28 protein-coding genes are annotated in these 24,419 nt (G+C 28.3%); 5 read left to right on the top strand and 23 right to left on the bottom strand.

The features are described from left to right. Window positions 1-11: 11 nt before the first annotated feature. Together P8F83_RS07000 and P8F83_RS06995 are read right to left on the bottom strand one after the other, a co-directional pair. Window positions 12-335: a PTS sugar transporter subunit IIA gene (locus tag P8F83_RS07000; protein ID WP_073016260.1), complete on the bottom strand. Its 324-nt coding sequence runs from the start codon at window positions 333-335 to the stop codon at window positions 12-14. A 287-nt stretch (window positions 336-622) separates the two neighbouring features. Then, window positions 623-1,522 carry a DMT family transporter gene (locus tag P8F83_RS06995; protein WP_326514042.1) on the bottom strand — a complete coding sequence of 300 codons (900 nt, stop codon included), beginning with the start codon at window positions 1,520-1,522 and terminating at the stop codon, window positions 623-625. A 263-nt stretch (window positions 1,523-1,785) separates the two neighbouring features. Between P8F83_RS06995 and P8F83_RS06990 the strand changes: the two genes are divergently transcribed. Both P8F83_RS06990 and P8F83_RS06985 read left to right on the top strand, forming a co-directional pair. Further along, window positions 1,786-2,661, top strand: coding sequence for a radical SAM/SPASM domain-containing protein (locus P8F83_RS06990; protein ID WP_326514041.1), 876 nt, complete (start codon window positions 1,786-1,788; stop codon window positions 2,659-2,661). Between the two features lie 8 nt (window positions 2,662-2,669). After that, on the top strand, window positions 2,670-3,725 hold the full coding sequence (locus P8F83_RS06985; RefSeq protein ID WP_326514040.1) for a UvrB/UvrC motif-containing protein: 1,056 nt from the start codon (window positions 2,670-2,672) through the stop codon (window positions 3,723-3,725). 45 nt (window positions 3,726-3,770) lie between these two features. On the opposite strand, the gene P8F83_RS06980 is transcribed toward P8F83_RS06985, so the two are convergent. Next, entirely contained in the window at window positions 3,771-4,634 is an 864-nt protein-coding gene (locus P8F83_RS06980) for a GNAT family N-acetyltransferase (protein WP_326514039.1), read from the bottom strand. 105 nt (window positions 4,635-4,739) lie between these two features. Between P8F83_RS06980 and P8F83_RS06975 the strand changes: the two genes are divergently transcribed. Next, on the top strand, window positions 4,740-5,156 hold the full coding sequence (locus P8F83_RS06975; RefSeq protein WP_326514038.1) for a hypothetical protein: 417 nt from the start codon (window positions 4,740-4,742) through the stop codon (window positions 5,154-5,156). 35 nt (window positions 5,157-5,191) lie between these two features. On the opposite strand, the gene P8F83_RS06970 is transcribed toward P8F83_RS06975, so the two are convergent. The 3 genes from P8F83_RS06970 to P8F83_RS06960 form a co-directional block, all read right to left on the bottom strand. Further along, window positions 5,192-6,061 carry a CPBP family intramembrane glutamic endopeptidase gene (locus P8F83_RS06970; RefSeq protein WP_326514037.1) on the bottom strand — a complete coding sequence of 290 codons (870 nt, stop codon included), beginning with the start codon at window positions 6,059-6,061 and terminating at the stop codon, window positions 5,192-5,194. 465 nt (window positions 6,062-6,526) lie between these two features. Next, a complete protein-coding gene (locus P8F83_RS06965) occupies window positions 6,527-7,249 on the bottom strand; it encodes an EcsC family protein (RefSeq protein WP_326514036.1) in 723 nt (240 codons plus the stop codon). Window positions 7,250-7,404: 155 nt separating this feature from the next. Next, window positions 7,405-8,844, bottom strand: coding sequence for an aminotransferase class I/II-fold pyridoxal phosphate-dependent enzyme (locus P8F83_RS06960; RefSeq protein ID WP_326514035.1), 1,440 nt, complete (start codon window positions 8,842-8,844; stop codon window positions 7,405-7,407). A gap of 460 nt (window positions 8,845-9,304) precedes the next feature. On the opposite strand from P8F83_RS06960, the gene P8F83_RS06955 reads away from it, so the two are divergent. Next, on the top strand, window positions 9,305-9,553 hold the full coding sequence (locus P8F83_RS06955) for a CPF_0552 family protein (RefSeq protein ID WP_021802012.1): 249 nt from the start codon (window positions 9,305-9,307) through the stop codon (window positions 9,551-9,553). A gap of 27 nt (window positions 9,554-9,580) precedes the next feature. Here P8F83_RS06955 and P8F83_RS06950 read toward each other — a convergent pair whose 3' ends face one another. The 11 genes from P8F83_RS06950 to P8F83_RS06900 all read right to left on the bottom strand — a co-directional run bounded on the left by P8F83_RS06950 (window position 9,581) and on the right by P8F83_RS06900 (window position 17,593). After that, on the bottom strand, window positions 9,581-10,720 hold the full coding sequence (locus P8F83_RS06950; RefSeq protein WP_326514034.1) for a hypothetical protein: 1,140 nt from the start codon (window positions 10,718-10,720) through the stop codon (window positions 9,581-9,583). 69 nt (window positions 10,721-10,789) lie between these two features. Beyond that, window positions 10,790-10,966, bottom strand: a complete 177-nt coding sequence (locus P8F83_RS06945) for an aspartyl-phosphate phosphatase Spo0E family protein (protein WP_326514033.1) — start codon at window positions 10,964-10,966, stop codon at window positions 10,790-10,792. Between the two features lie 56 nt (window positions 10,967-11,022). Continuing rightward, window positions 11,023-11,544 carry a GNAT family N-acetyltransferase gene (locus P8F83_RS06940; protein ID WP_326514032.1) on the bottom strand — a complete coding sequence of 174 codons (522 nt, stop codon included), beginning with the start codon at window positions 11,542-11,544 and terminating at the stop codon, window positions 11,023-11,025. Window positions 11,545-11,555: 11 nt separating this feature from the next. Further along, window positions 11,556-12,104 carry a DUF1697 domain-containing protein gene (locus P8F83_RS06935; RefSeq protein ID WP_326514031.1) on the bottom strand — a complete coding sequence of 183 codons (549 nt, stop codon included), beginning with the start codon at window positions 12,102-12,104 and terminating at the stop codon, window positions 11,556-11,558. Between the two features lie 157 nt (window positions 12,105-12,261). Continuing rightward, window positions 12,262-13,002, bottom strand: a complete 741-nt coding sequence (locus P8F83_RS06930; RefSeq protein WP_286906196.1) for an amino acid ABC transporter ATP-binding protein — start codon at window positions 13,000-13,002, stop codon at window positions 12,262-12,264. Continuing rightward, window positions 12,983-13,648 (bottom strand): amino acid ABC transporter permease, encoded by a 666-nt coding sequence (locus P8F83_RS06925; RefSeq protein ID WP_286906195.1) that lies wholly within the window; start codon window positions 13,646-13,648, stop codon window positions 12,983-12,985. Before P8F83_RS06925 ends, P8F83_RS06930 begins: the two co-directional genes overlap by 20 nt. 78 nt (window positions 13,649-13,726) lie before the next feature. Then, window positions 13,727-14,503, bottom strand: coding sequence for a transporter substrate-binding domain-containing protein (locus P8F83_RS06920; protein WP_326514030.1), 777 nt, complete (start codon window positions 14,501-14,503; stop codon window positions 13,727-13,729). An 82-nt stretch (window positions 14,504-14,585) separates the two neighbouring features. Continuing rightward, window positions 14,586-15,575, bottom strand: coding sequence for an asparaginase (locus P8F83_RS06915; RefSeq protein WP_326514029.1), 990 nt, complete (start codon window positions 15,573-15,575; stop codon window positions 14,586-14,588). Between the two features lie 9 nt (window positions 15,576-15,584). Beyond that, window positions 15,585-16,232: a GntR family transcriptional regulator gene (locus tag P8F83_RS06910; RefSeq protein WP_326514028.1), complete on the bottom strand. Its 648-nt coding sequence runs from the start codon at window positions 16,230-16,232 to the stop codon at window positions 15,585-15,587. Window positions 16,233-16,536: 304 nt separating this feature from the next. Then, complete coding sequence (locus P8F83_RS06905) at window positions 16,537-16,875, bottom strand: hypothetical protein (RefSeq protein ID WP_326514027.1); 339 nt, start codon at window positions 16,873-16,875, stop codon at window positions 16,537-16,539. After that, complete coding sequence (locus P8F83_RS06900; protein WP_326514026.1) at window positions 16,868-17,593, bottom strand: CTP synthase C-terminal region-related (seleno)protein; 726 nt, start codon at window positions 17,591-17,593, stop codon at window positions 16,868-16,870. Before P8F83_RS06900 ends, P8F83_RS06905 begins: the two co-directional genes overlap by 8 nt. Before the next feature lie 232 nt (window positions 17,594-17,825). Here P8F83_RS06900 and P8F83_RS06895 point away from each other — a divergent pair, with 232 nt between their 5' ends. Next, window positions 17,826-18,140 (top strand): hypothetical protein, encoded by a 315-nt coding sequence (locus tag P8F83_RS06895; protein WP_326514025.1) that lies wholly within the window; start codon window positions 17,826-17,828, stop codon window positions 18,138-18,140. Between the two features lie 118 nt (window positions 18,141-18,258). On the opposite strand, the gene P8F83_RS06890 is transcribed toward P8F83_RS06895, so the two are convergent. The 6 genes from P8F83_RS06890 to P8F83_RS06865 all read right to left on the bottom strand — a co-directional run bounded on the left by P8F83_RS06890 (window position 18,259) and on the right by P8F83_RS06865 (window position 24,365). Further along, entirely contained in the window at window positions 18,259-18,771 is a 513-nt protein-coding gene (locus P8F83_RS06890) for an STM3941 family protein (protein ID WP_326514024.1), read from the bottom strand. A gap of 122 nt (window positions 18,772-18,893) precedes the next feature. After that, window positions 18,894-19,808 (bottom strand): DMT family transporter, encoded by a 915-nt coding sequence (locus P8F83_RS06885; RefSeq protein WP_326514023.1) that lies wholly within the window; start codon window positions 19,806-19,808, stop codon window positions 18,894-18,896. Window positions 19,809-19,890: 82 nt separating this feature from the next. Continuing rightward, on the bottom strand, window positions 19,891-20,829 hold the full coding sequence (locus tag P8F83_RS06880; protein ID WP_326514022.1) for a transketolase family protein: 939 nt from the start codon (window positions 20,827-20,829) through the stop codon (window positions 19,891-19,893). A 2-nt stretch (window positions 20,830-20,831) separates the two neighbouring features. After that, entirely contained in the window at window positions 20,832-21,662 is an 831-nt protein-coding gene (locus P8F83_RS06875) for a transketolase (protein WP_326514021.1), read from the bottom strand. 19 nt (window positions 21,663-21,681) lie between these two features. Further along, window positions 21,682-22,131: a PTS sugar transporter subunit IIA gene (locus P8F83_RS06870; RefSeq protein ID WP_326514020.1), complete on the bottom strand. Its 450-nt coding sequence runs from the start codon at window positions 22,129-22,131 to the stop codon at window positions 21,682-21,684. Between the two features lie 104 nt (window positions 22,132-22,235). Then, window positions 22,236-24,365: a BglG family transcription antiterminator gene (locus P8F83_RS06865; protein ID WP_326514019.1), complete on the bottom strand. Its 2,130-nt coding sequence runs from the start codon at window positions 24,363-24,365 to the stop codon at window positions 22,236-22,238. Window positions 24,366-24,419 lie beyond the last annotated feature (54 nt).

Raw genomic sequence — 24,419 nt, 5'->3', positions numbered from 1 at the left:
AACCCAAATTATTATTTATCTAGTAATTCATTAACTATCTTTCTTAATTCAATTATTTGCTCGATCATGTTTTTTTCTGATATAGTTGTCATTAAATGGTCTTGTGCATGAACAAATAATACTGAAACTTCGGTTTTAATACCTGCGGCTTCTTTTTGTAATAAACTTGTCTGAGAATTGTGAGCTAACTCAAGAACTTCATTTGCCTTATTTATTAATTCATCTGCTTCGTCATATTTTCGATCATTTGCTGCGGTAAGGGCTTCATAGGAATAAGCTTTAGCATCACCAGAATTTATTATGATGTCCATTATAATTTTCTCTAACTCCTCCATATTAAACCTCCTAATTAAATATTTGACACCTATGCAATTAATTACAGCAATTTCCATGCCAAAACACTAAAGTGTAGAAGATAATGGGGTTATTGAAAAAGAAATTTATAAATGTTTAAAGATTATTTTGAAAAATAAGACAGTGTTTAAAGAATTTTAAATAGTGTTTAGATGTTTTAGCGAAAAAGATGATAATGTTTACAAGTGTTTGGATTTATATTTAATCTGTTTACATGAAAAAAAGTCTAAATTTCTTTGTAAAATGAAATTTAGACTTTAAAGACTTATTATTTATAATAGTTTGTCCCCCATACTCCCATTAGAATCATGGCAGATCCTATTGTATGGTATAAATGAAAATTCTCTTTTAAGAAAATAACCCCAGCTAATATTGATACTATTGTAGAAATATTAGCAAATACAGCCGATTTGGAGGCTTCCATTTTAGACAATGTAAAATTAGCAAGAAAATAAGCTACTATAGATGATAATATTCCTAAATACAAAATTGATAAAACAAAGCTTGAACTTTTTAAAGGCTCAAAGTAATTGGATAATGATCCATTTAAGATATGATTACTTACAGAAACTATATTAAAAAAGATTGCTCCTAAAAACATCATAAAGTAAGTAACTTCTATAGCTGTAAAATGTTTAGATATTTTTCTAGCTATTATATTAAAAAATGCAGCTGAAAATACTGCAACGCTCAAAAATAATACACCTAAAATAGAATTTCCAGAGTTTTTTGATCCATCCATAAGTATGATTAACACAACTCCAGATACAGATAAAATAATACTTAATACTTGCTTTCGTGATGGTTTTTCATTTAAAAGGTATATAGCAAGAATTGTTACTACTATAGGAATAAGGGCTATCATAAGTCCACCTAAGGAGCTTGAAGTCCTTTGAAGTCCATAGGTTTCAAAAATGAAATAAATTATTGGCTCTATAATAGCTAAAACTATTAACCATTTCATAGGTTTATTTTTATAATTTACTTTAATTACTTTAAATGCTATAAGTAAGCTCATAATAATAAAAGCTAATAAAAATCTAAAAGCGACTAGGGTTATAGGGTTTGATACCATTAAAGCTTTTTTGGTAAATAAAAAGCTTAGCCCAAAGATAAGATTAGTAATTAATGCAGTGAAATACGGAATAATTTTTTTGTCTATTTTCATATTTTAGTATCCTTTCTTGAAGCTGAATTTAACTACAAAGAGTAAGTATACTATAAATTCATTTATTACTCAATATTATATCTCCATACATGCATATCACTGTAATACCATAATTATGGTATTACAGTGATATGCAGATATTCAAGTATGTAGGTATGAAGTGCTTTTTTGCTTGAATTTTTATAACGAGTGAAAGAATCCGCTTTCCTTTAGTTAAAAAAAGTGATATTCTCATTTATATATGTGTTAGCGAGGTATAACAAATGAAAAAATTTAAGAAGATCTATATTGAAATAACCAATGTATGCAATCTTTCTTGTAGTTTTTGTCCTGAAACTCTAAGGAAACCTGAGTTTATAAAGATTGATGCTTTTTCTAAAATACTAGATGATATAAAGCCTTATGGTGAATATATATATTTTCATATAAAAGGGGAACCACTACTCCATCCAGAATTAGAAACTTTATTAGATATTTCTTTTAAAAAAGGATTCAAGGTTAATTTAACAACAAATGGAACGCTTATAACTAAAGTAAAAGATATATTACTAAATGCCCCTGCTCTAAGGCAGATTAACATTTCTCTTCATAGTTTTGATGGTAATGAAAAAGCTGTAAATAAAGAAGAATATATTAATAACGTTATTGAATTTTCAAAGGAAGCTAGAGAAAAGAAGATTATAACTGGACTTAGACTTTGGAACTTAAATGAAAACAATAATACAAATCTTAAGTTAAATAAAAACAAAGAGATTTTAGAAATTATAGAGAGAGAATTTAATCTTCAATATAAAATTGAAGACAAAATAAGCGAATGTAGAGGATTTAAGATATTAGAATATATATATCTAAATCAAGATTATGAATTTAATTGGCCTGCTTTAACGGAGGATGAGGATGATGGTATAGGTTTTTGTCATGGGCTTAGAAACCAAATTGGTATATTAGTAGACGGAACCGTAGTTCCTTGTTGTTTAGATGGAAATGGAATTATAGATTTAGGAAATATAAATAACAGTAGTTTTTCAGAAATAATAGAAAGCTCTAGAGCTAAGGATATTACAGAAGGATTTTCAAATAGAAGAGCTGTTGAGGAGCTTTGCAGAAAGTGTGGGTATAGAAAGCGATTTGGGAGGTAATTTTATAAATGGATATTAAGGAAAAAGTAAAAGGACTCCCCTCTTCACCAGGTGTATATTTAATGAAGGATTCTCTGAACAATATCATATACGTAGGAAAGTCTAAAAATCTTAAAAATAGAGTTGGTTCATATTTTATTAATTCTAAAGCACATTCACCTAAAACTTTAAAATTAGTAAAAAACTTAAAAAACTTTGATTTTGTGCTTACGGATACTGAGTTTGAAGCATTTATGCTGGAATGTAAATTAATAAAAGATATAAAACCAGCTTATAATAGGCTTATGAAAAGTCCTAAGTCTTATAAGTATGTACATGTAAATCTAAACAAAGAATATCCTGATTTTAAAATAGTGGATGAAATAACTTCGGGAGATGGTATGCTTTATTTTGGACCTTACGTAAGCAAAAGCTCTCCTGGAAAGGCTGTTGAAGGAATCAAGGAATTTTATAAAATATTATGCTCTAATGACTTTAAAAGAAAAGGTTCATGTTTAAACTACTCTCTTGGTCTTTGTGTTGGATTATGTGCAGGTGACTCAAAAAAAAATTATTATATGGACGTAATTAATAAGGTTATAAGTTTATTAGAAGGTAAAGACTCATCTATATTAAATGAAATCGAAGAAGCAATGAGGCAGTCATCTGAAAACTTTGATTTTGAGAGAGCTGCTAAATACAGGGATTATTTAACTTTTATAAACTATTTAGTTGTGGGTATTAAAGCGGTTGATTTTACTGAAGAAAATAAAAATATAATTTTAGTAGAATACTTGGATAATGAAAACATAAAGATATTCTTTATAAAGGGAAATAAAGTTATATTCAAGGAAAAAGGCGCGTTTATTAAACTAACGACCTTAGCTCAAAATATAATAAAGCATTATAAAAAGTTTAATCTTAATGATGGGACTTTTATAGGTAAAAACGAGGTAGATGAGGCGCAAATAATCTATAACTATATAAATAATAAATCAGATAATCTAAAGTTTATAGTAATTCCTGATGAATTTATATCCGATGCAAAGTACATAAATAGAGAGATTAAAAAAATATTTGAATAAACTAAGGTGTAGGAAATACTTTATGTAATATTTCTTACACCTTTATTATTTGATTTTAATCCAATAACTCAATGTTGAATCTTCTTTAAAACCTCTCTTTTTATACATAGTATAAGCTTTAGAATTTTCCTCAATGACTATTAGAAAGATTTTATCTATATTTTTATTGTTTAGGAAGTTTATGGCTGTTTCTAAAAGTGATTTACCATAACCAACTCCCCTGTATTCCTTGCAAAGCCCAATATCAAATGAACCTTCTTTATTCTCTATAGAACAATTCATAAACCCAATAATCATATCATTTATGCTGACCATAAAGTAATAGTTACAATCATCTGATTTTTTTATATATTCTTCTACTCCACTAATATCTGAATAAGTACCATGAGGCATATCACTAAAAGAATCGTTAAAAACTTCTAAATATTTTTCTTTGTTATCATGTGTAAGTGGAATTAAATCTAAAAGAGGTGCGTTTAAGGATACATCATCTAAATTCATTTTAAGAGATCTATAGGAATTATTTAAGCCTAATTTTTCTAAAAGCTTTAGTTGAATAACATTTCTTTCTCCTAAAAGTATACTTTCAGCATTATATTTATTTGCTATTAATATAGCTTTTTCTATAAGTTTTTTTGCAATATTAATTTTTTCTTCAGAAACATCTAGTAAATCTAAAAAGTGTATATATACACTTTTTAGTTTTTCAACTACTTCAAGGACTATATTAATTTTACCAATTACTTTTCCATTATTAAAATAAAAAAGAACACCTCTTCCATAATCATAAACTTTTGAACCAAACATGGTATTAAACTTGTCCCAAGTCATGCTGTTGTCATTTCTAGTTACAAAATCAAAAGCAAGTTTTTTTTCTTCTTCATTTAAATTAATATATTCTTTAATCATTTTAAGTATCTCCTTAATTATGTATAAATCTATATCAATATTTTACTATTATATACTATTGTACTATAATAGTGTTGTATGATTTAAATTTTTAGGGGGGATTATATGAGTAAAAAAAGAGTGATTTTATACATTATTGCTATATCTAATTTAATAGGCGGAATTATAGGATCACTTTTCATGTATCAGTCAATAAAGAATAACTTAGTAGTCAATTGGACAGATATATCTATTAATACTAATGTTAAAGTTATAATTTTTATTATTTCAATACTATTTTGCTTATCACCTATTCTTATTTTTACTGGAAAAAGAAAAGCTTTACTTATATTCTATATAATAAATATTTCTAATATTCTATTTGAAATTATTACTTTTATAAGAGCTAAATATTTTATAGAAGACATAGAGATTTCTAATAGTTCTGGTATTCCAATAATAAAAATTCTGATATTTGTGTACTTAATTAAAAATGAGTTAGATGAACATAATTTAATGGCTAATAATAATATTACCTCTTAAAGATAAAAGGATGCTTTTATGTGCATCCTTTTATTTTATACATATTTTATGGTTTTCTTTCTTCTGTAATAAAGATATAAAATAGCAAGATTTACAATTAAAATAAAGGTAACAGCAGCCCCTCCCTCTGGACCAAATGCCCCACCATTTATTAGATTATTCTGAGCTACTGTAGCTTCATATAATCCGTTTGTAGGGTTTCCACTAACTTGAAATCCAAAGACATACCCTTGAAAATAGTTCCAAGTTATATGATAACCTATAGGCATCCATATACTTGAAGATTTAATAAACATATATGCAAAAACTATTCCTACTAAAAAGATGTTAAATAAACCTAAAGGATTAGCATTAAGATTACTAGCATGCATCAGAGAAAAAATTAATGAAGATACTAAAACTATAAGGAAACTGTTATTTGTTTGTTTTAATACTGACATCAAATATCCTCTAAAAAACATTTCTTCCCCAAAACCAACTAATATAAATAGTACTATACCTAAAAGTATTTCGTAAGAAAAATTAGGTTTAAGAAAAGAAGTAACCAAGGTTGCATTATTAGTAGCTATTAGTATAAAAAATACTATGGTTATAGACAGAGCACCTAAAAATAATCCAAATAATAAATCAAAGCCATCTCTTTTTATTGAAGTTAACCCCATATTTCTAAAAGGTTCTTTCTGAACAAGTTTCCAAGAAATCAAAGAAACCAAAATAAAAGATATTGTGCTAACCCCCATGTTTAACAGTGAATAAATAGGATTATTACGGCTAATAGAGAATATACCACCAAAAACTCCGATTATTATTGATAAAATAAATATTGTTATGAATAAAATTAAAAATGAAATAGCGATCTTCCAGCCACTTCGAAGCTGATTATACCGGTTTTTAAAAATTAACATTAGTAAGCCCCCCAACTTTTTAAGCTTTACAAAGATTGAATAATTAATCTTTGTAAAGAATAGATAATTTATGATGTGTATATAATATTCTTCCTCAGGGATAATATTCCTCTTTTATTTTTAGAATTTAGTTCAAAAACAATTAACGCTTGCATATAAATTTTCATATAATACTTGGGAAGTCTCTTTTGTACAAATATGAAAAGCCATTGAGTTTTCTTCTGATTTAAACTTAATATATATTTCAAAAGAGACTTCTCATATTTAAATTTAGTAATTAATGAATATATTAATTATATTTTGTCTATAATTTAAATAACATTCTCAAAATGGATGTTATTTTACAAAGAAAGGTACTATATCCTTACTTTTCTTTAAATTCGGCATATAACATAACTACCTCCTCTTATTTGCAAAAAAAAGAAAGCTTTCTCATGATTTTGAGAAGGCTTTATTTTATAGAAATTATAAATTTGGAAATAATCTCATTCTGTATGAATTCATTGAGGTTGTTCCGAGTTTATCTAAAAGCTTTGCGTTAGCATAAGCTCCAACAAATGCACCAATAACAGGAACTAGTTGGAGTAATTTTGCTAAATCTATATAATCTCTATATTCTTGTTGAAAATCACGCCAATTAAAGTCATTTATGTCTCTAGGAAGTTTACTAGAAGTCTCTTCCCAGTTTTCCATTTCTAAAAATACTTTGTTAGTTTTAGATTGGCTAGAAAATGCTAATTGAAATATATAAAGTATATAAATTCTTTCTTTATAGTTTTTTACATCATATCCATATATAGCAGCTATTTCATATAAAAACTTAATCTTAATACTAAGTAATAATGGAAAGTCAGCTAAGCCTAATAAAAACCCTCCTGCACCTGTACTAGCTCCTTCAACGATAGCTGTTGTCTTATAAAACTCTATTTTTTCTCTTGCAAGTTTATCTCTTTCCTCTAAAGATAAGTTTCTAATAGGATCTTTAGCGATAAATTCTGATCCAACTAAGACAGCTTTAATCATGTTTTTAATTGCAACTGTCATTATTTCATGATATTTTTCAGGTAAAATATCATTAAATTTATTTTGAATACCCTTGGATGCTTTATTAAAAATCGAGGGTTTTTTCATCATTTCAATTTTCCATTTACTTAATTCAGGTATTAATGATTTTTTATATTCAGACATAAAATCCTCCTTCTTAACTTTTACTATATTATATACCAATTCTTATACTACTACACAATTATTAGATATTTATTAGAATTTTATAAATAAATATGTATTTTAAACCCATAGAAAAACACCCTAACTACTTAGGGTGCCTTTCTACTCTAAATTTATTATTCAATTATAGCTATAGTATCATCAACCATGCCTATTATCTCTACGCCTTGATTAAACATGTCCTCAATATAGTCAGCAATTTCTTTGTTTATCTCTTCGCCAATGCTAACTATAGGAATTCCAGGAGGATAAACAATTATAGTATCTCCACTTATTTTGTTAACTGCATCTTTTAGGTTTACATACTTTTTATCACTAAAAAATGCATCTCTTGGATTTAATAAGGTTTTAGGTATGCTTAAGCTCTTAAAATCAAAATTTAATTTTGTATCTTTACTATGATTTTCTCTTATATACTTAAGAGCTTTTACAAGTTTATCTAAATCCTGAGTTGTATCATCTAAACTTATAACAGCTAATATATTGTACATATCGCCAAGTTCCATTTGAATCCTGCATTCACTTCTTAGAAGGTTAACAACTTCAAATCCACTAAGTCCAGTATCTTTTACACATATACAAAGTTTACTTAAGTCTATTGACTTCATATTGTGTTTAGTTATTTCTTGTTCATCCAAAACATGATAACCATCTAGAGCATTTATTTTTTTTCTACCTTCAACACATATTTCCACTACTTTATCTAATTTAGCTTCTCCAGTAAGGGCTAAATTTTTTCTAGCAACATCTAAGCTTGCCATCAATAAATATGAACCGCTAGTAGTTTGTAATAAGTTAAGAGTAGCTTTTACTTTCTTAGGATCAACTTTAGTAGAATTTATTAACAAAGCTGAACTTTGAGTTAATGAACCACCGGTTTTATGAAGGCTTACACAAGACATATCGGCTCCCATCCTCATTGCAGGAGCAGGATACTTGTCATTAAAATAGAAATGACTTCCATGCGCTTCATCGGCTAAAACTAGCATATTATGCTTATGAGCTTCATAAACTATAGGTTCAAGGTTTGTAGTTACGCCATAATAAGTTGGGTTAATTACTAAAACTGCTTTAGCATCGGGATTATCTCTTATTATATTAATCATCTTATCTTCAGTAACGTTCATGAAAATCCCGTATTCAGTGCTTATTTCGGGTTCTATAAAAACTGGAATTATTCCACATAGTATTAATGCATTCAATACACTTTTATGAACATTTCTTGGTATTATTAATTTTTCTCCAGGTCTACAAACGCTCATAATCATGGATTGAATACCTATTGTGGTACCATTAACTAAAAACAATGCCTCATCTACGCCAAAAGCATTTGCCATTAGTTTTTGAGCATCTTTAATAACTCCAGTAGGTTTTATCAAATTATCTAAATTTATCTTGGAATTAACATCATACTTAAATATCTCTTCACCAAGACAATCTTTTAATTCATTATCATTCCCTCTATTTTTGTGTCCAGGTACATCAAAGGGAGTTACATCATCTTTTATATACTCTTTTAGTGCATTCAAAATCGGAACGCTTTCTTGCTCTAACATTTATCAGTCCCCCTAAATTTAATTAGTCTAGTATATTCAATTGTATATTTAATTGAAACTAGAAATTTTAATAATATTATGTATAAATTAAAATAAAAAATTACGACAACATTTATTTAACAGCAAAACTTTTAAAAAGTAAAGCATAATATATTATTTTGTCGTATTGTTCACAAATAATTTTTAATATATAAGGTATTTTAAAAAAAATATAGTTTTTGAAGGGCTTTTTTATCGTTTTAATCTAGGTTTTAAGAAAAAATTACTATTAAAAAATAGTCGCAAACCCATGTCTTTAGCGGTCTTACGTATATTTATAAATAAAAATAAATATTTATACATAACTATATTTTTGAACCTAAAATTTTCTATAAAAAATTTAAATAGATTAAAAAAATCAGAATTTTTTTATAGATAATGGTAATGATATCAAGTGAAGTTTTATTTAGGAGGATTATTTATGGAAACAACAATAATGGCATTAAGCATCGATCCTAGAACTGCTCATGCACCGCAAGTTCAAACTGTATTAACAAAACATGGTTGCTCTATAAAAACTAGACTAGGATTACATGAGGCAAGTGAAGATTCTTGTTCCCAAAAGGGGTTAATTCTTTTACATCTTAGCTCAGATTTAAAAGAGGTAAAGGAACTTGAAGATGAGCTTATAGATATAGATGGAGTAAAGGTTAAATATATGACCTTATAATAGAAACAACCTGATAGCATGTACCTATCAGGTTGTTTCTATTATAGAATTTTTTATCCAATTCATAAGCATTAACTCCATCTCTGCTTCACCTTTTACAGGATATTTTAATGCTAATACTTCGCCTTCTTTAAAATATTCAAGGGCTTTATCTAAATCTTTTTCGTAAAAAGCTTCATAGGCCATTAGGAATCTCTTTTTACTAATAGAAAATTTTGAAGCCTTAATGTATTTTTTTAAGTTATCATCATATAATTTATCCACTACATATTTATCAAAATCACCTATAAGCTCTAAGAAGATTTTTTCGCAGTTTATTTCGTACCTAATAATTGGTATTAAATCAGTATTTGAATCAAAGGCCTTTAAACAAAGTTTGGCATTATCAAAATCCATCTTATCTAAATACCAAGAGTGTTCTAAAAGCTTAAGAGAAGCTACTAGAGGGTTACTAAGGTCAACCCCTTCTTTACACTCAATATCTTTAAATGGGATATCCTTCATTCTATATCCTTTAGTTAAAAGAGCATAAGTTTTAAGTTGAGTATAAAAACCATATCTAGCATATTCATCTTTAAGCATCGATAGGATATTATAACCATCATTTGCCACCCCACCAACCTTAAGAGGAATAATATTAGTCAAGCCAGCTATAATTCCTGATATACTTTCTAAAGTAAGTATTAAGTTTAGCGTAGATACTCTATTTTCAGTAATTATAATTATTAATATACTAGTGAAAGCGATTAATAAGTTCATTAATCCTCCACCTAGATTATATATTATAAAAGGATATTTTCCGTCTTTAAGCTTAGGTGGCATCATAAGGCATTGACCCGCTGTGCCTGGAATGCTAAACTTTTTTATCTTAAATTTATTATTTTCTTTGATTAAAGTAATAGAAGCAATCCTAAAAGATACAAAAGTATATCCAGTCAAAATGCCAAATATTAAGTGACCAGCTTCGTGAATTATTATATGAACTAGGTAGAAGAAAAAAACTGCTCCTATTAGCGCATAGATTTTAAATATAAATAATAATCCACTTTCACTTTCTATATATGGTGACAGAGATTTAATAATGAAAACTGCCAAAAATAGTCCGATTAAAGCACCTAAAATAAGGCTTTTTATTGTTTTTGAATACTTTTTGAGTTTGTTACTCATATAGACTCCTTTCAATATGATATAAGAACTATTATAACATAATAAGGAGTAAATATTTAGAAATTAAACTTATGGAGTAATTTTTTCTTTTATAAATTTATTGTATTGATTTAATGCAGCATTTAAGATTTTACTTGCTGTTACAACTTCATGATCTACTAGATTTCCATCTTTGAAAGTTATTAATTCTTCCAATTGCTTTCTGAGGATATCTATATCTTTCAGTAAATCCTCTAACTCTGACATATATAAATCACCTCCATTAATATATATTCTTACCAATGAAGGTGATTTCGATTCAGTTATTCATCATTTTTTAAACTGTAAGAAGGATGATATAGACCTGTAGGCTTGTAAAACTCATCTCTTAAATAGTTAAATCCAATCTTTTTAAGAAGAGCTTCTGAGGATTTATTATAAGGATTATGACCTGCAAATAATTCTTTTATATTTAAGCTATTAAAAGCATAATGGGTTATTGAATTTAATGCTTCAGAAGCAAGTCCCAAGCCCCAATATTCTGGTCTTAAATGAATTCCTACTTCGTATATATTGTTTTCTATATCATAAGGTCTTAACCCGCAGCAACCAATATTTTCAAGATTACTAAGGAGGTATATTGGAAAGTATTGAACCTTGTAAATATTATATGTAGCTATTTCTTTTTGTAGTCTACGCTCTATATCTTTATGTGACATTACTCCAGTTGAAGTAATAAACTTTGTAACTTCTGGGTTACCCCAAAGTTCTATTGCATCTTTCGAATCTTTAATATTCCATGTTGAAAATCCTATCCTCAGACTTTTTAGAAAAAATTCTTTCATATAATACTCTCCTAACGATTAACTAGATCACTAATCTTATTTATTGTTTTCCAATTGCGTGTAGTCGCAGAGTTATCTAATTTACCTAGGTTGTTCCCAAGTTTTGAATTTCTTATGCTGTCATGAAATAATAAATACACGTCTCTGCCTATTATTTTATATTTATCCTCACCAGTTTCATAAACACTGAATTTATCAATATTTTCTTCTAAAGGCTCTTGTTTCAAAAATGCTACATACAGTACCTCGCTAGAAGTATTTCCTTGAGCTTCTAATATTTCTTTTTCTGAGAAAGGGCAATTCTTTATAAGGTTATTAAACTCTTCTTCACTTCGTAATATTACTGAAACTTTAAACCCCACATCTTTATATATTTTTTCTTCAATTTTATTAATAAGGACGCTTTCACTTTTATCTGAAGAAAACAATACATTACCACTTTGAATATAGGTTTTTACATTTTGAAATCCTATATCTTCAAAAACTGCTTTTAGCTGTGCCATTTTGATTATATTTTTCCCACCAACATTGATTCCTCTAAGTAGTGCTATATAATTCATCAAAAAACTCCTTTACCTAAATTACTTGACCAGACAACCCAACTGGTTGTCTGGTCAACCGATCAACCAATCATTATAATATTATAATAACCGATTTTAGTTAAATAAAAAAACTAAAGCATTAATTAAATTAATAACTTTAGTTTTTTTAGCTTTATTATGCAATTGAATTAGCATTAATAACTTTATCTAAAAATTCTTTGCATCTATCACTAGTTGGTGCTGTAAATATTTTATCTGGTTCGCCTTCTTCTAATATATAGCCGTGATCCATAAATACTACTCTATCAGCAACATCCCTTGCAAAGCCCATTTCGTGAGTAACTATTACCATAGTCATTCCTTCTTTAGCTAAGTCCTTCATAACCTTAAGAACCTCTCCAACCATTTCAGGATCTAATGCTGATGTTGGTTCATCAAATAACATTATTTTAGGATTCATTTCTAAAGCTCTAGCTATAGCTACTCTTTGTTTTTGTCCACCAGATAAAGTGTCTGGATAAACATCTTTTTTATCCTTTAATCCAACCTTATCTAATAAATCAATAGCTTTTTTTGTTGCTTCTGTTTTGTTCATTTTCTTTAACTCAACTGGAGCTAAAATCATATTTTGTAATACTGTTAGATGAGGGAATAGATTGAAGTGTTGAAAAACCATGCCTATATTTTGTCTTAGTGTATCTATGCTTTTGTTGTTTACTAGTTCTTCTCCTAAGATAGATATACTTCCAGCTTGGATTTCCTCTAATCTATTTAAACATCTTAAAAGAGTACTTTTACCTGAACCAGATGGACCTATTATACATACAACTTCTCCTTCTGTAATTTCAAGTGATATATCTTTTAAAACTTCTAGTTTACCATACCTTTTTTTAACATTAGACGCTTTTATGACCACGATGAAGTCTCCTTTCTATATACTTAGATAATAAAGTAAGTAAAGTAATTAAAACTAAATACATTAGAGCAACTGCAGCATATGTTTCAAGTGGTTTAAAGTTTCTAGCAACTATTATTTGTCCACTAGCTGTAAGTTCACGTATACTTATTACTGATAAAATAGATGTATCCTTAATTGTTATTATAAATTGATTTATAATAGAAGGAATCATTATTTTAATAGCTTGTGGTAGTATAACTTTTTGCATAGTTTTAAAATAACCAAGTCCTAAGCTTCTAGAAGCCTCCATTTGTCCAATATCAATAGCTTGTATACCTGCTCTGAAAATCTCAGACATATATGCACTAGCATTTAAAGTAATTGCAATAATAGCACATACCATTGGGTCTGACCTTTGTGCAATTAATGGTGCTATACCAAAGTATATGAAATAGGCTTGAACCATTAAAGGGGTTCCTCTTATTATGTAGATATATACTGTTGATATTGCATTTAATATCTTTGATTTACTTATTGTAAAGATTCCTAAAATAATTCCTAATATAAATGCAAGTATCAAAGATATTATTGATATTCTAATTGTAACTAAAATACCTGTAGTTAAGCTTGGCAAACTTTCTTTTAGTATTTCCAAAAGCTGCATATTTTCCTCTCCTTACTAAAATGATAATTAATGATAAAGAATGAATTAAAATCCATTCCCTATCATTATCAAAAATAATTATTTACCTATATATTGACCAACGATTTTATCGTATTCGCCATTTTCTTTTAACTTTTTAAGTCCATCGTTGAATTTTTTAAGTAATTCTGCATTTTTACCTTTATTTACTGCAAAACCATAATCAACTGATGATAATTTATCTCCAGCAATCTTTAATTTAGAAGATCCGTCTACTTTTATTTTGTAAGCTATAACTGGGTAATCTTCTAATAAGAAGTCAGAGTTTCCATTTTCAACATCTAAGAACATTGTTGGAGAATCATCAAAATAGTTAAGTTTTAGACTATATTTTGATTGATTATCTTCTGCAAATTGAGATCCTGCTGTACCTTTTTTAATTGCAGCTGACTTACCATTTAAGTCGTTTAATCCATTTAATGAAGAGTTCTTAGCATTTGCAACTATTGATAATCCTGATTCAAAATATCCTTCAGAAAAATCTAAAGCTTTCTTTCTCTCTTCAGTTATGCTCATTCCAGCAATAGCTCCATCTAATTGGTTAGAAGTAAGACCTGGGATTATTGCACTAAAGTCCATTGGTTTTAATTCATACTCAAAACCTTCTGCTTTAGCTATAGCTTCTAAAAGTTCTACATCTATACCTTTATATTTTCCGCCTTCTTCAAAAGAAAATGGTGCGTATTTTGAATCACAAGCAATTATGTATTTTTTACTTGCATCCTCCTTAGAAGCATCTGCTTTTTGACATCCAGCTAATACACCAAAAGCCATAACAGCTGATAGAACTAGCCCTATTATTGATTTCTTTTTCATTTTTATGTCCCCTTTCATATCTAAAAAATATAATAAAATAAAATTGATATACATTATTAGTTTGTAACTTATTTAAATTTTATTAAATACTAATTTCACCTGATAAGTTTTTCTGCATGATTTTTTGAATTTCTTCATACTCTTCAGTTTGACCAAGAGCCCACATAAGCTTTGTGACTGCTGCTTCAGTAGTCATATCTTTTCCAGAAATAAGTCCTGCTTTTTCAGCCCTAACACCAACATTATAAATATTTAAATCAGTTCCATCGTAAAGACATTGACTAACTACAATAACAGGTATTTTATGAACACATGTCATAGTTTGAAATTTTTCTAGTAAGTCTGTGTATTCAGAAGGAATTCCACCAAGTCCAAAAGCTTCTACAACTACTCCTTTGTAAGACTGACTAACTATGTAATCAACTATAGATGGTTTTATACCAGGTATTACTTTTAGCAAAAACACTTCATCGCACACTTTTGGTGAAAACTCTAACTTATCAGGAATTTCCTCATTTTGTTCTAAAACAACTTTACCATCTTGGAACTTTCCTAGGTATGGATAATTACAACTTACAAAAGCATCCTCACTAATAGAGTGTATTTTAAATGCTCTAGTTCCCTTTATAATCCTTCCATTAAATACAAGACAAATTCCTTTGAAATCAGAAGTTGCTACTTGAAAGGATTGGAATAGATTTATTACACCATCACTACCCTCAGCATCTATAGGTAGTTGCGAACCTGTAAATACAACTGGTTTATTTAAGTTTCTAAGCATATAAGAAACTATAGATGTTGTATATGACATAGTATCAGTACCGTGAGTTATTACAATGCCATCAAAATTATTTAAACCTTCGTGTATAGCATTAGCTATAACCAACCAATCAGATGAAGACATGTTTGAGCTGTCAATATTTAATATAGGTTTTACAGTTATTTCACATAAGGTTTTAACCTCAGGGATCTTCTCTACTAGCCATTCTCCACTTAAGCCTGGAACTAGACCTTTATCGGTTTTTACAGAAGCTATTGTTCCTCCTGTTGTTAATAAAAGTATCTTTTTCATTTTGTCCTCCTAAATAGCGCTTTGACTACTATAAACTCTATTTTCTAAATGTGAAATATGTTTATATATAAGCTCTTCCGCTTTTTTACTGTCTCTATCAATCAAAGCTTTAGCTATACTTATATGTTCTTCAATTTCATCTTTATATATTAAATGTTGACTATCTATAATAAGAATTCTTGAAAGATTCTCCATAATATTTTTAAACATTTCAGTAAATAAAGAATTATGCGTGGCTTTTATTATAGACATATGAAAACTGTCATTTAGGGAATTAAAGTCACTGAAGGTATCTTTTTTATGTATATCGGGAAAATTCATAGCAAGTTGTAAAATTTTGTTTAATTCTGCTTCAGTTGCAGTTTTAGAAAGCAAATGCACTGCTGCTTTTTCAAAAATTAATCTCATTTGAAAACACTCTTTGATATTAGTATTTGTTACTGGTTTTACTAAATACCCTTTTCTAGGTAATGAAGTAAGATAACCTTCTATTTCTAAAGCGCCAAGTGCATCTCTAACTGGTGTTTTACTAACATTATATTTGTTAGCAAGTTCAGCAAGAGTTAAAAAGTCTCCATCCTTTATTTTTAATCCTAATATATCGGATTTAATTTTGTCATAAATATCTTTTGCAAATGATTTATCAACTTGTACCAAAAATTCCCCTCCTTTTCACTGAAATCCCACTGATATATCAGTAAATGTAAATAAAAAAAAGCAAAGAAGTCTTACGATGTTTAAAGCTTCATTGCTTTCACTTACTAAAGTATATTTTAAAAATTACTAATTGTCAAGTTTTTGTCTAAAAATAATGAGTTAATATATTATATTTGCATAATTAGTGATAATTTAATAATTAAATAGCTGTTAAGTAAAATAATTGGCAATTCATTTTTGCAAGAACTTATTTCTTTTTTGCAAGAAAGTGAAGCTGTAGCCTTCATTTTGCTATTTGTTGATCCTAGATTCCCGCATTATCTATAATATTTTCATTATCGTTAACCTGACATCTTCTAGAAAAAAGAAACTCATTTACAGCATATAGAAAGCCGAATAGAATTCCAAAACCCAAATCACCTAAATCTAACCAATCTTTTATTGCAACAGGGGTAAATATAACTATAGAAATAAAGATTATATAGAGTTTATTCCTATATTTTAACTTGCCAATGATTTTTTGTATTGGCCTAAAAGGATTAAGAATCATGTTGTTAAGTACACCAAAAATAAAGCTAAATAATAACATAAAAATTGTAGCAATTCCAAGTACTTTAATGAAATCAATAATTGTACTATTCATTTATATTTGTCTCCTTAAATTGTATAACTGATTTTAAATATTCTATTATAAGTTTATGAGGATTCTCTGGAATTGAGCTTAATTGTGGTTGAAATAAAGTCGCTACATAAAATTTCATATTAGGAAGTTCAAGTATTCTTGCCTCTCCTAAAAGGTCTTTTCCAACTATTCTAAACCCATCTTTATGTAAGAGTTTTTCATATTCAGGATTAACTCCAAAATTGCAGTTATATCTTTCTTCAATCTCTTCTTGTTTATAGCAATTATATAAATTTGATGTTTTATCTATTAAAATTTTACTGGTTTCTCCAAGCAAAGAACATGATAAGGGAGTAATAAATATGCTTTTTTCCTCATCATTTTTTAAATCACCTAAGTTTAGTTTATTAACAAGGTATTCTATAACAGCATGTTGAAAGCCTCCACAAGTACCTATAAAGGGATAGTTATTTTCTCTTGCAAATTTTATTCCATTTAGCGCTCCCTTAAGGCTATTGTACGGGCTTCCAGGTGCACAAAATAATCCATTGAATTCACGTAGTTGTTTTTCTACATCCTTCTCAAGGCTGTCAGTAGATATCCATTTAAATTCAACATGTATATTTAAGGCTTTACCGCAATGAACTAAAGCATCATTTGTAGCTATATGTGATATTCTTTCACTATCATAATCACCGATTATTCCTATTTTTATTGAGTTTGTTGTTTTTTTATCCATTATATCGCCCACCCCATAAATTTTATATAATAATGATATTAGATTAAGGTATGTAAAAGAAAGGATTCCTTTGAGATTGGTTTATTAATACGAAGTATATTTGATATAAATTATAACATAATTACCATAATATACACAATATGTTATGGGATTTAATAGAAAAAGCATCTAAAATATAAGCAAGTCATATATTAAAGGACTTTATAAATTATTTGAATGGTAGGGGTTAAAAATGAGAATTAGTACATTATTATTAGTTATAGTATCTATTGTGGCTGTTATTGGAAGTGGATTTCTAAATTTTCAAGAATTTTTAATGGGGGGCCCTGCAAATTATAAAAGTTTAATAGTCACTTCTTCCTACTTATTGATTTGGATATTTATATTGTTAATAAGCATCAAATTTAAAAATCGTAGTGTATTAAGATATTGTCTGGTATTTGGAATTGGAATGCTAGTACTTTCACTTTTAACTATTTATATCAATGTAAGTGGAGCAACTGTAAACTGGGCGTTGATTTTTGTAATATTGCTTTTAGGACAATAGTATGGGATTAATTTTTTTACAGGGAGTTTTTTAATTTCATCTATAATATTAGTATTTATATCTCTACTAATGTCTATAATTACTTTTATGTCATTAAAACGTCTTAAATAAATATACTCTATGGCTTTAAGTTGTCTTCTAATCTATCATTAATTATTCTTAAAACCTCGTCAAGATCCATATCAGAAGTATCAAGATTAATACAGATAACAGGATATTTCAATTTAAGATTGAATTTTATTATTAACTTTTTAAATGGAGAAATATTATTAATAACTTTGTGTAAGTCAATTAAATCTATAGCTAAGAACTTTTGTTTTAACTTCTCAAATGCATAAACTGATTTAATGTTATTGTAATCAATAAAACCTATACTAGATAAAGAGGATATAACAGTAATTCCGTTATCGTCTATTTTTAATAAGGCTCTTTTGTAAATTACGTTTTTTATTATGAAAGCTAGGCTTAGAGGACATAAAAGCAAAAGAAGTATCCCAAGTATTAAATTTAGAATCATACTATTTACTGTACCATTAAAAAAATACCAAAAACATAAAAAGATATTTATTGTAGCAAAAATTATAGTTTTTATGACTTTTGATAAATTTTCTCTTATTATAATTTCATCCATGCTTTCTTCTCCAATTTCATAAATTATTACAAATATTATAACATTATCTTCATATAATTACCAAATAATAATAAAAAAGCCAGAGAATTTACTGGCTTTTTTATTATAAGCTATTTGGATTTTTAACATTTTGATTCAGAAGTTTTACCTTTTGTTGTGGATAACATCACAATTGTAATAATAATACATATAGTACCTATCCACTGAGCTAGTCCTAAAACTTCCTTAAGCCATATGACGGATAAAAATGCAGCTGAAAGAGGTTCTGAAGAAGATAAGATACTTGCTTCTGTCGGTTCAATGTATTTTAAGCTGTTTAAATAACAGTTATAAGCAATCAAGGTTCCAAAGATTACTACAAAGAATACCCCTAGAAAAGAAGAAGTTGTCCACTCTCCTTGAAAGTTCCATGGCGCATGTATGAAGCTAAATGAGATTCCACCTATAAGCATACCCCACCCTACTAGAAGTATTGATCCAAACTCAGCTAATAACTTCTTAGGTTGAAGAGTATAAAAAGCAGCTGTAATTCCTGCAGCAATTCCCCAAAATAAAGCTGACTTAGATATATTTATTTCATTAATATTACCATTAGTAATTATGAAAAAAGTTCCTAGCATAGCTAAAGCTATTGCACCTATTTGCTTTATACTTGGAAGTTTTCTGTTTTTTACAATCATGTATAATGTTATAAAAACAGGCGATAAATATTGCAGTATTGTAGCAGTTGCAGCATTTCCATGATTTATTGCAGCAAAGTAAGTGTATTGAGATCCTAACATTCCAACTAAACTAAAAACTATTAACCCTAAGGCTGTTCTTTTATTCTTCCATACCTTAAAGATATCATTTTTAGATTTTGAGTATGAATATAGAAGTAAGAGTATTCCTGATGCTAACAATCGAATTGTAACAAGCCACTCAGTATTAAAACCTTTGGTTTTAAACAAAAACTGAGCAACAGATCCTGATACTCCCCAAAGAGTAGCTCCGAGTATAACAAATATTATTCCTTTTATCCTTGGCTTAAGATTCATTTTATTTGCCCCACTTTCTTGATTATCTTATATTAAACATATAAAGATAATTATAACATAATCTTTTATAAATAAAGTTAGGCTATTTTTTGCTTAGAAGCGAATAGACCTCATTAACTATATCACTATCCTTCATATGAAACTTTTCCTTTAAAAAATCTATTGTTCCAACTTCTCCATGGTGGTCTTTTGTACCAATAGATCTTAAAGGTACAGGACATTCTTCGATTAGCACTTCAGCTACTGCACTTTTGAGTCCACCAATAACATTGTGATTTTCGCAGGTAACAGCGCATCCAGTTTTCTTTACAGAGGAAATAATTGTATCTTTATCTATTGGTTTTATGGTATGAATATTAATAACTTCCGCATCTATTCCTTTTGCTTTTAGTGTTTCATAAGCTTTAAGAGCTTCAGAAACCATTATTCTGCTAGCAAATATGCTTACATCTTTTCCTTCTTTTAAAATATCAGCCTTAAATAAATCAAATTTATAGTTGTCATCAAAGATTTTAGGAGAAGCTTTTCTAAATAATCTTAGATATACAGGTCCATAGTGATTAGATATTTGTGGAAGAGCCTTTGAAAGCTGAACAGCATCTACAGCTTCAAATATAATCATATCTGGAATACTTCTTAAAATTCCTATATCATCTAAACTCATATGAGTTCCACCATTTAATTGAGCTGCAATACCAGGAGCCCCTGCAATTATTTTTACATTTCTTTTAGCATAAGCTATAGAAACACATATTTGATCGCAGATTCTCCTACTAGCGAAGGCCGTAAAAGTGCATATAAAAGGGATAAATCCGTAGGCTGACATTCCAGCAGCCATAGCTGTCATATTCTGCTCAGCTATTCCTGCATTAAAAGCTCGATCTTGGAATTTTTCTTTAAGGCTTGAGGTTCCCATAGCAGTTCCTAGATCACCGTCAATTACAACAACCCTTTCATCTATTTCCATAAGTTTTTGAAGTTCATTACAAAGAACTTTTCTCATTTCCATATGCTCAGACATTTCTATTCCTCCCATCTTAACTCATTTAAAGCTAAGGATTTTTGATAATCAGTTACATTCATGCTGTGATTTTTATAGCCCATCTCTTCTATAAAAGAAATACCTTTTCCTTTAATAGTATTTAAAATAATCATAGTTGGTTTGTCTTTAGATTTTTTTCCATCTATAATCTTTTCATAAATATCAGCTACATTGTGACCGTCTACATCTAAAACATTCCAACCAAAAGCTTCCCATTTTTTATTAATATCTCCTAAGTTCATTACATCTTTAGTTAATCCATCTATTTGCATTTTATTATAATCAATAAAAGCTATTAAATTATTAAGTTTAAAATGAGCTGCGCACATTGAAGCTTCCCATACCTCTCCTTCTTGGCACTCACCATCACCAAGGATACAATATATATAAGCATTATCTTTTTTTATTTTTGATGCTTTAGCCATGCCAACAGCACAGGAAATACCTTGTCCTAAGGATCCTACAGTCATGTCTACTCCTTTAGTTTTATTCATATCACAATGGCTTGGAAGTTTAGTGTTTGGTTTATTTAAAGTAGATAATTCTTCAATATCAAAAAAGCCTCTATCAGCGAGTACAGCATAAAGACCAGGGCCTCCATGACCTTTAGATAGTACAAATCTATCTCTTCCTTCAAAATATGGGTTATCAGGATTTATATTCATGACTTTGTTATATAAAACAACCAGTACTTCTACAATAGAAAGACTTCCTCCAACGTGACCTACTCCAAGCTCACCAATCTCTTCAATAATGAGACTGCGTATATGCCTGCATTTTTCATTAAGATTTTTAATTTCATTTTCATTCATACTTTCTCCTCCTAGATTTTTAATAGGAATGTTTATTTATTATTTTAATTACATCCACAGTATCGTCTGAGTTCATTAATAAATTTAAATCATTTTCGTCCATCAAAAGATCCATTAATTCTTTTAGGACATTAACATGCCCTTCATTATCTATAGCTGCTAGGGTTAATATAAGTTTTACAGGATCATTAGCATCATTACCAAAGTTTAAAGGTGATTTAAGGGTTATTAGACTTAAAGCAAGATTATTTACTCCATTTTCAGGTCTTGCATGTGACAATACTATGCCGGGAGCTATTACCATATAGGGTCCTAGTTCATAAAAATTTTTAATTATAGCATTTTCATAGGAGCTATTTACAAAGTTTTTTTTCATCAAAAGAGTAGTACCCTCTTTAATAGCTTCTTCCCAATTACTACATTCAATGTTGAGTTTTATTAAATCCTCTGTCAGTAAATTTTTTAGCATTTAATGTCCTCCTTCCATACTTAAATTATAAAAGAGCTTAAATCTACTTTAAATAGACCTAAGCTCCATTCTTTTTCTAAGAGATTCGGAAAAAATAAACCACTTTATTTAGAGTATTTATTTATAATCTTAATGATGTCTTCTTTACTTTTCCCATTCATAACCTTTTTTAAATCTTCACTATTTGTAAACAAAGCCATAAGCTGAGATAAGCCTTTAAGATGACTTTCACTGTCTTTTGGAGCAATGGTGATTAAAAGTTTAACTGGGTCATTAAATTCGCTACCAAACTTAACAGGATTTTTAATTGTCATTAAACTCATAGATAACTTATTAACTCCATTTTCAGGTGTACTATGAGAAAGAACTATTCCAGGGGCAACTACCATATACGGACCAATTTTCTTTAGACTATTAATCACGGCTTCCTCATAGGTATTCGTAACAAAATTTTTCTCTAAAAGTACACTCATACCCTTTCTAATAGCTTCTTCCCAATATCTACACTCAACATTTAAACTAATAAATTCAGCGGTAAGTAAATCCTTTAAATTATAACTAAAGTTATCTTTAGGGAATTGTTGTTTCTCTTTTTTAAGTTCATACATAAACTCGTATTTTAGCTGTTCTTTATCATTTATGGTACAGTATTTATTAACTATACTCATAAGTTTATTTACAAGATTTATATCATCCTCATAACTACTCTCTTTTTTTAGCTTCACACTAAGATATTTGCTAAGTTTATCGTAGTCTTTTTTAGTCATAATAGGACTTATCTTTATATAAGTATCATTTTTCATTTCTGGAATATCAATTGAACTTATAACCAAATCATATTCCATGGTATTTAATTTAGTAACCATTCTACTTGCTACAGTATCGACTATTTTTACGTTGAATTTATCTTCAACTTGAGAAGCAATCATCTTTGCTGTTCCAACACCAGTTCCGCAAACTAAAACAATCTTTGTTATTTTATTTTCTTTTGCATTTCGAATTGCAGCACCAAAATGAAGAGCCATATAAGAAATTTCATGGTCATCAATTTTTTTACCTATATAATTTTCTAAATATATTGAAACTAGTTTAGTATTTAAAAATAATTCATTATAATTTAAACGGATTTCATCATAAAGAGGATTTATAAGATTTAAATTAAATTTAATTCTATAAATACTTGGTCTTAAATGTAAGACAAGTCCTTCTATGATTTTGTTTCTTTTAATACCAAAATTAACATTATATATTTTTTCTATCTCTTCACTCATGAGTTTGCATATGTTATATAAATCATCTGAGTTACATTCATCCTTATAAAGATCATTTGTTTTTAGAACACGAGCACCTAATAAATGAAGGGTTATATAACTAATTTCTTCTTTTGGAACCTTTATTTCATAATGTTCCTCAATTTTAATCAGCATATTTTGTGAAGTTAAATACTCTTTATTATCTTTTAAATTATCTAATTTTAGTGGAGGAAGCGCTACGTTAGTATTAAGCTCAATTCGTTTTATCATAAGGGCTATATGTGTAATTAGGCTTCCATAAGCTTCATCACTAAATTCTTTATTTAATTCTATTTCAGCATTTTTTATTAATCTATCTATAAAATCAATATCTATATTAGAAAATAAGGTTTCAAATTGAAGATCATTTATTTTTGACTTTGATGTTTTTTTATTTACATAGTTAACTATGTCTTCTGTAGTAATAGTTTCTGATGTAATCTCCATTATTGCATCTCTTTTAGCTTTTTCATCACCCTCTATAATAACTCCAACCTTTGGTTTTCTAATTACTTTAAGGCCTCTTTTATAAAGCCAGGCTTCAATGGTTTCAAACTCCTTTGAAACTGTATTTTTAGAGATACAGAGTTTATTTTCAAAATAAGAAAGTTTTGTAGGTTTATTTGACTGAATGGTTTTCATAAGCATAAATTCGAAACGTTCATCTTTTGAATAAACATATTTGTAGGGGGTATGAGTTCCTAAAAATCCATCTAAAAATTCTTGGAGTTTAGGCTCATTAACAATTTTAATACCTTTTAAATGCTGCTTGTCTAAATATTGAAAGCCATTTTTAACAAGGAAGGATTCTATTTTATCAAGCTTATACCTTATAGCTCTATCAGTGAGCTTATATTTTTCAGCTAACTCCTGAACTTTAACATAATCATTTTTTTCTCTCAAATACTTTATAATTTCAGTACAGCTTTTATTAAGTTCCATAGTTAACCTCCCAATTTATTTTAATTAAACAAGAGTAAACAGCCTTGACAAAAT

This window comes from Clostridium intestinale, from assembly GCF_035905475.1.
Lineage (GTDB): Bacteria > Bacillota > Clostridia > Clostridiales > Clostridiaceae > Clostridium_T > Clostridium_T intestinale.
The sequence above is the reverse complement of the archived record's forward strand: the minus strand, read 5'-3'. Positions and strand labels throughout refer to the sequence as shown.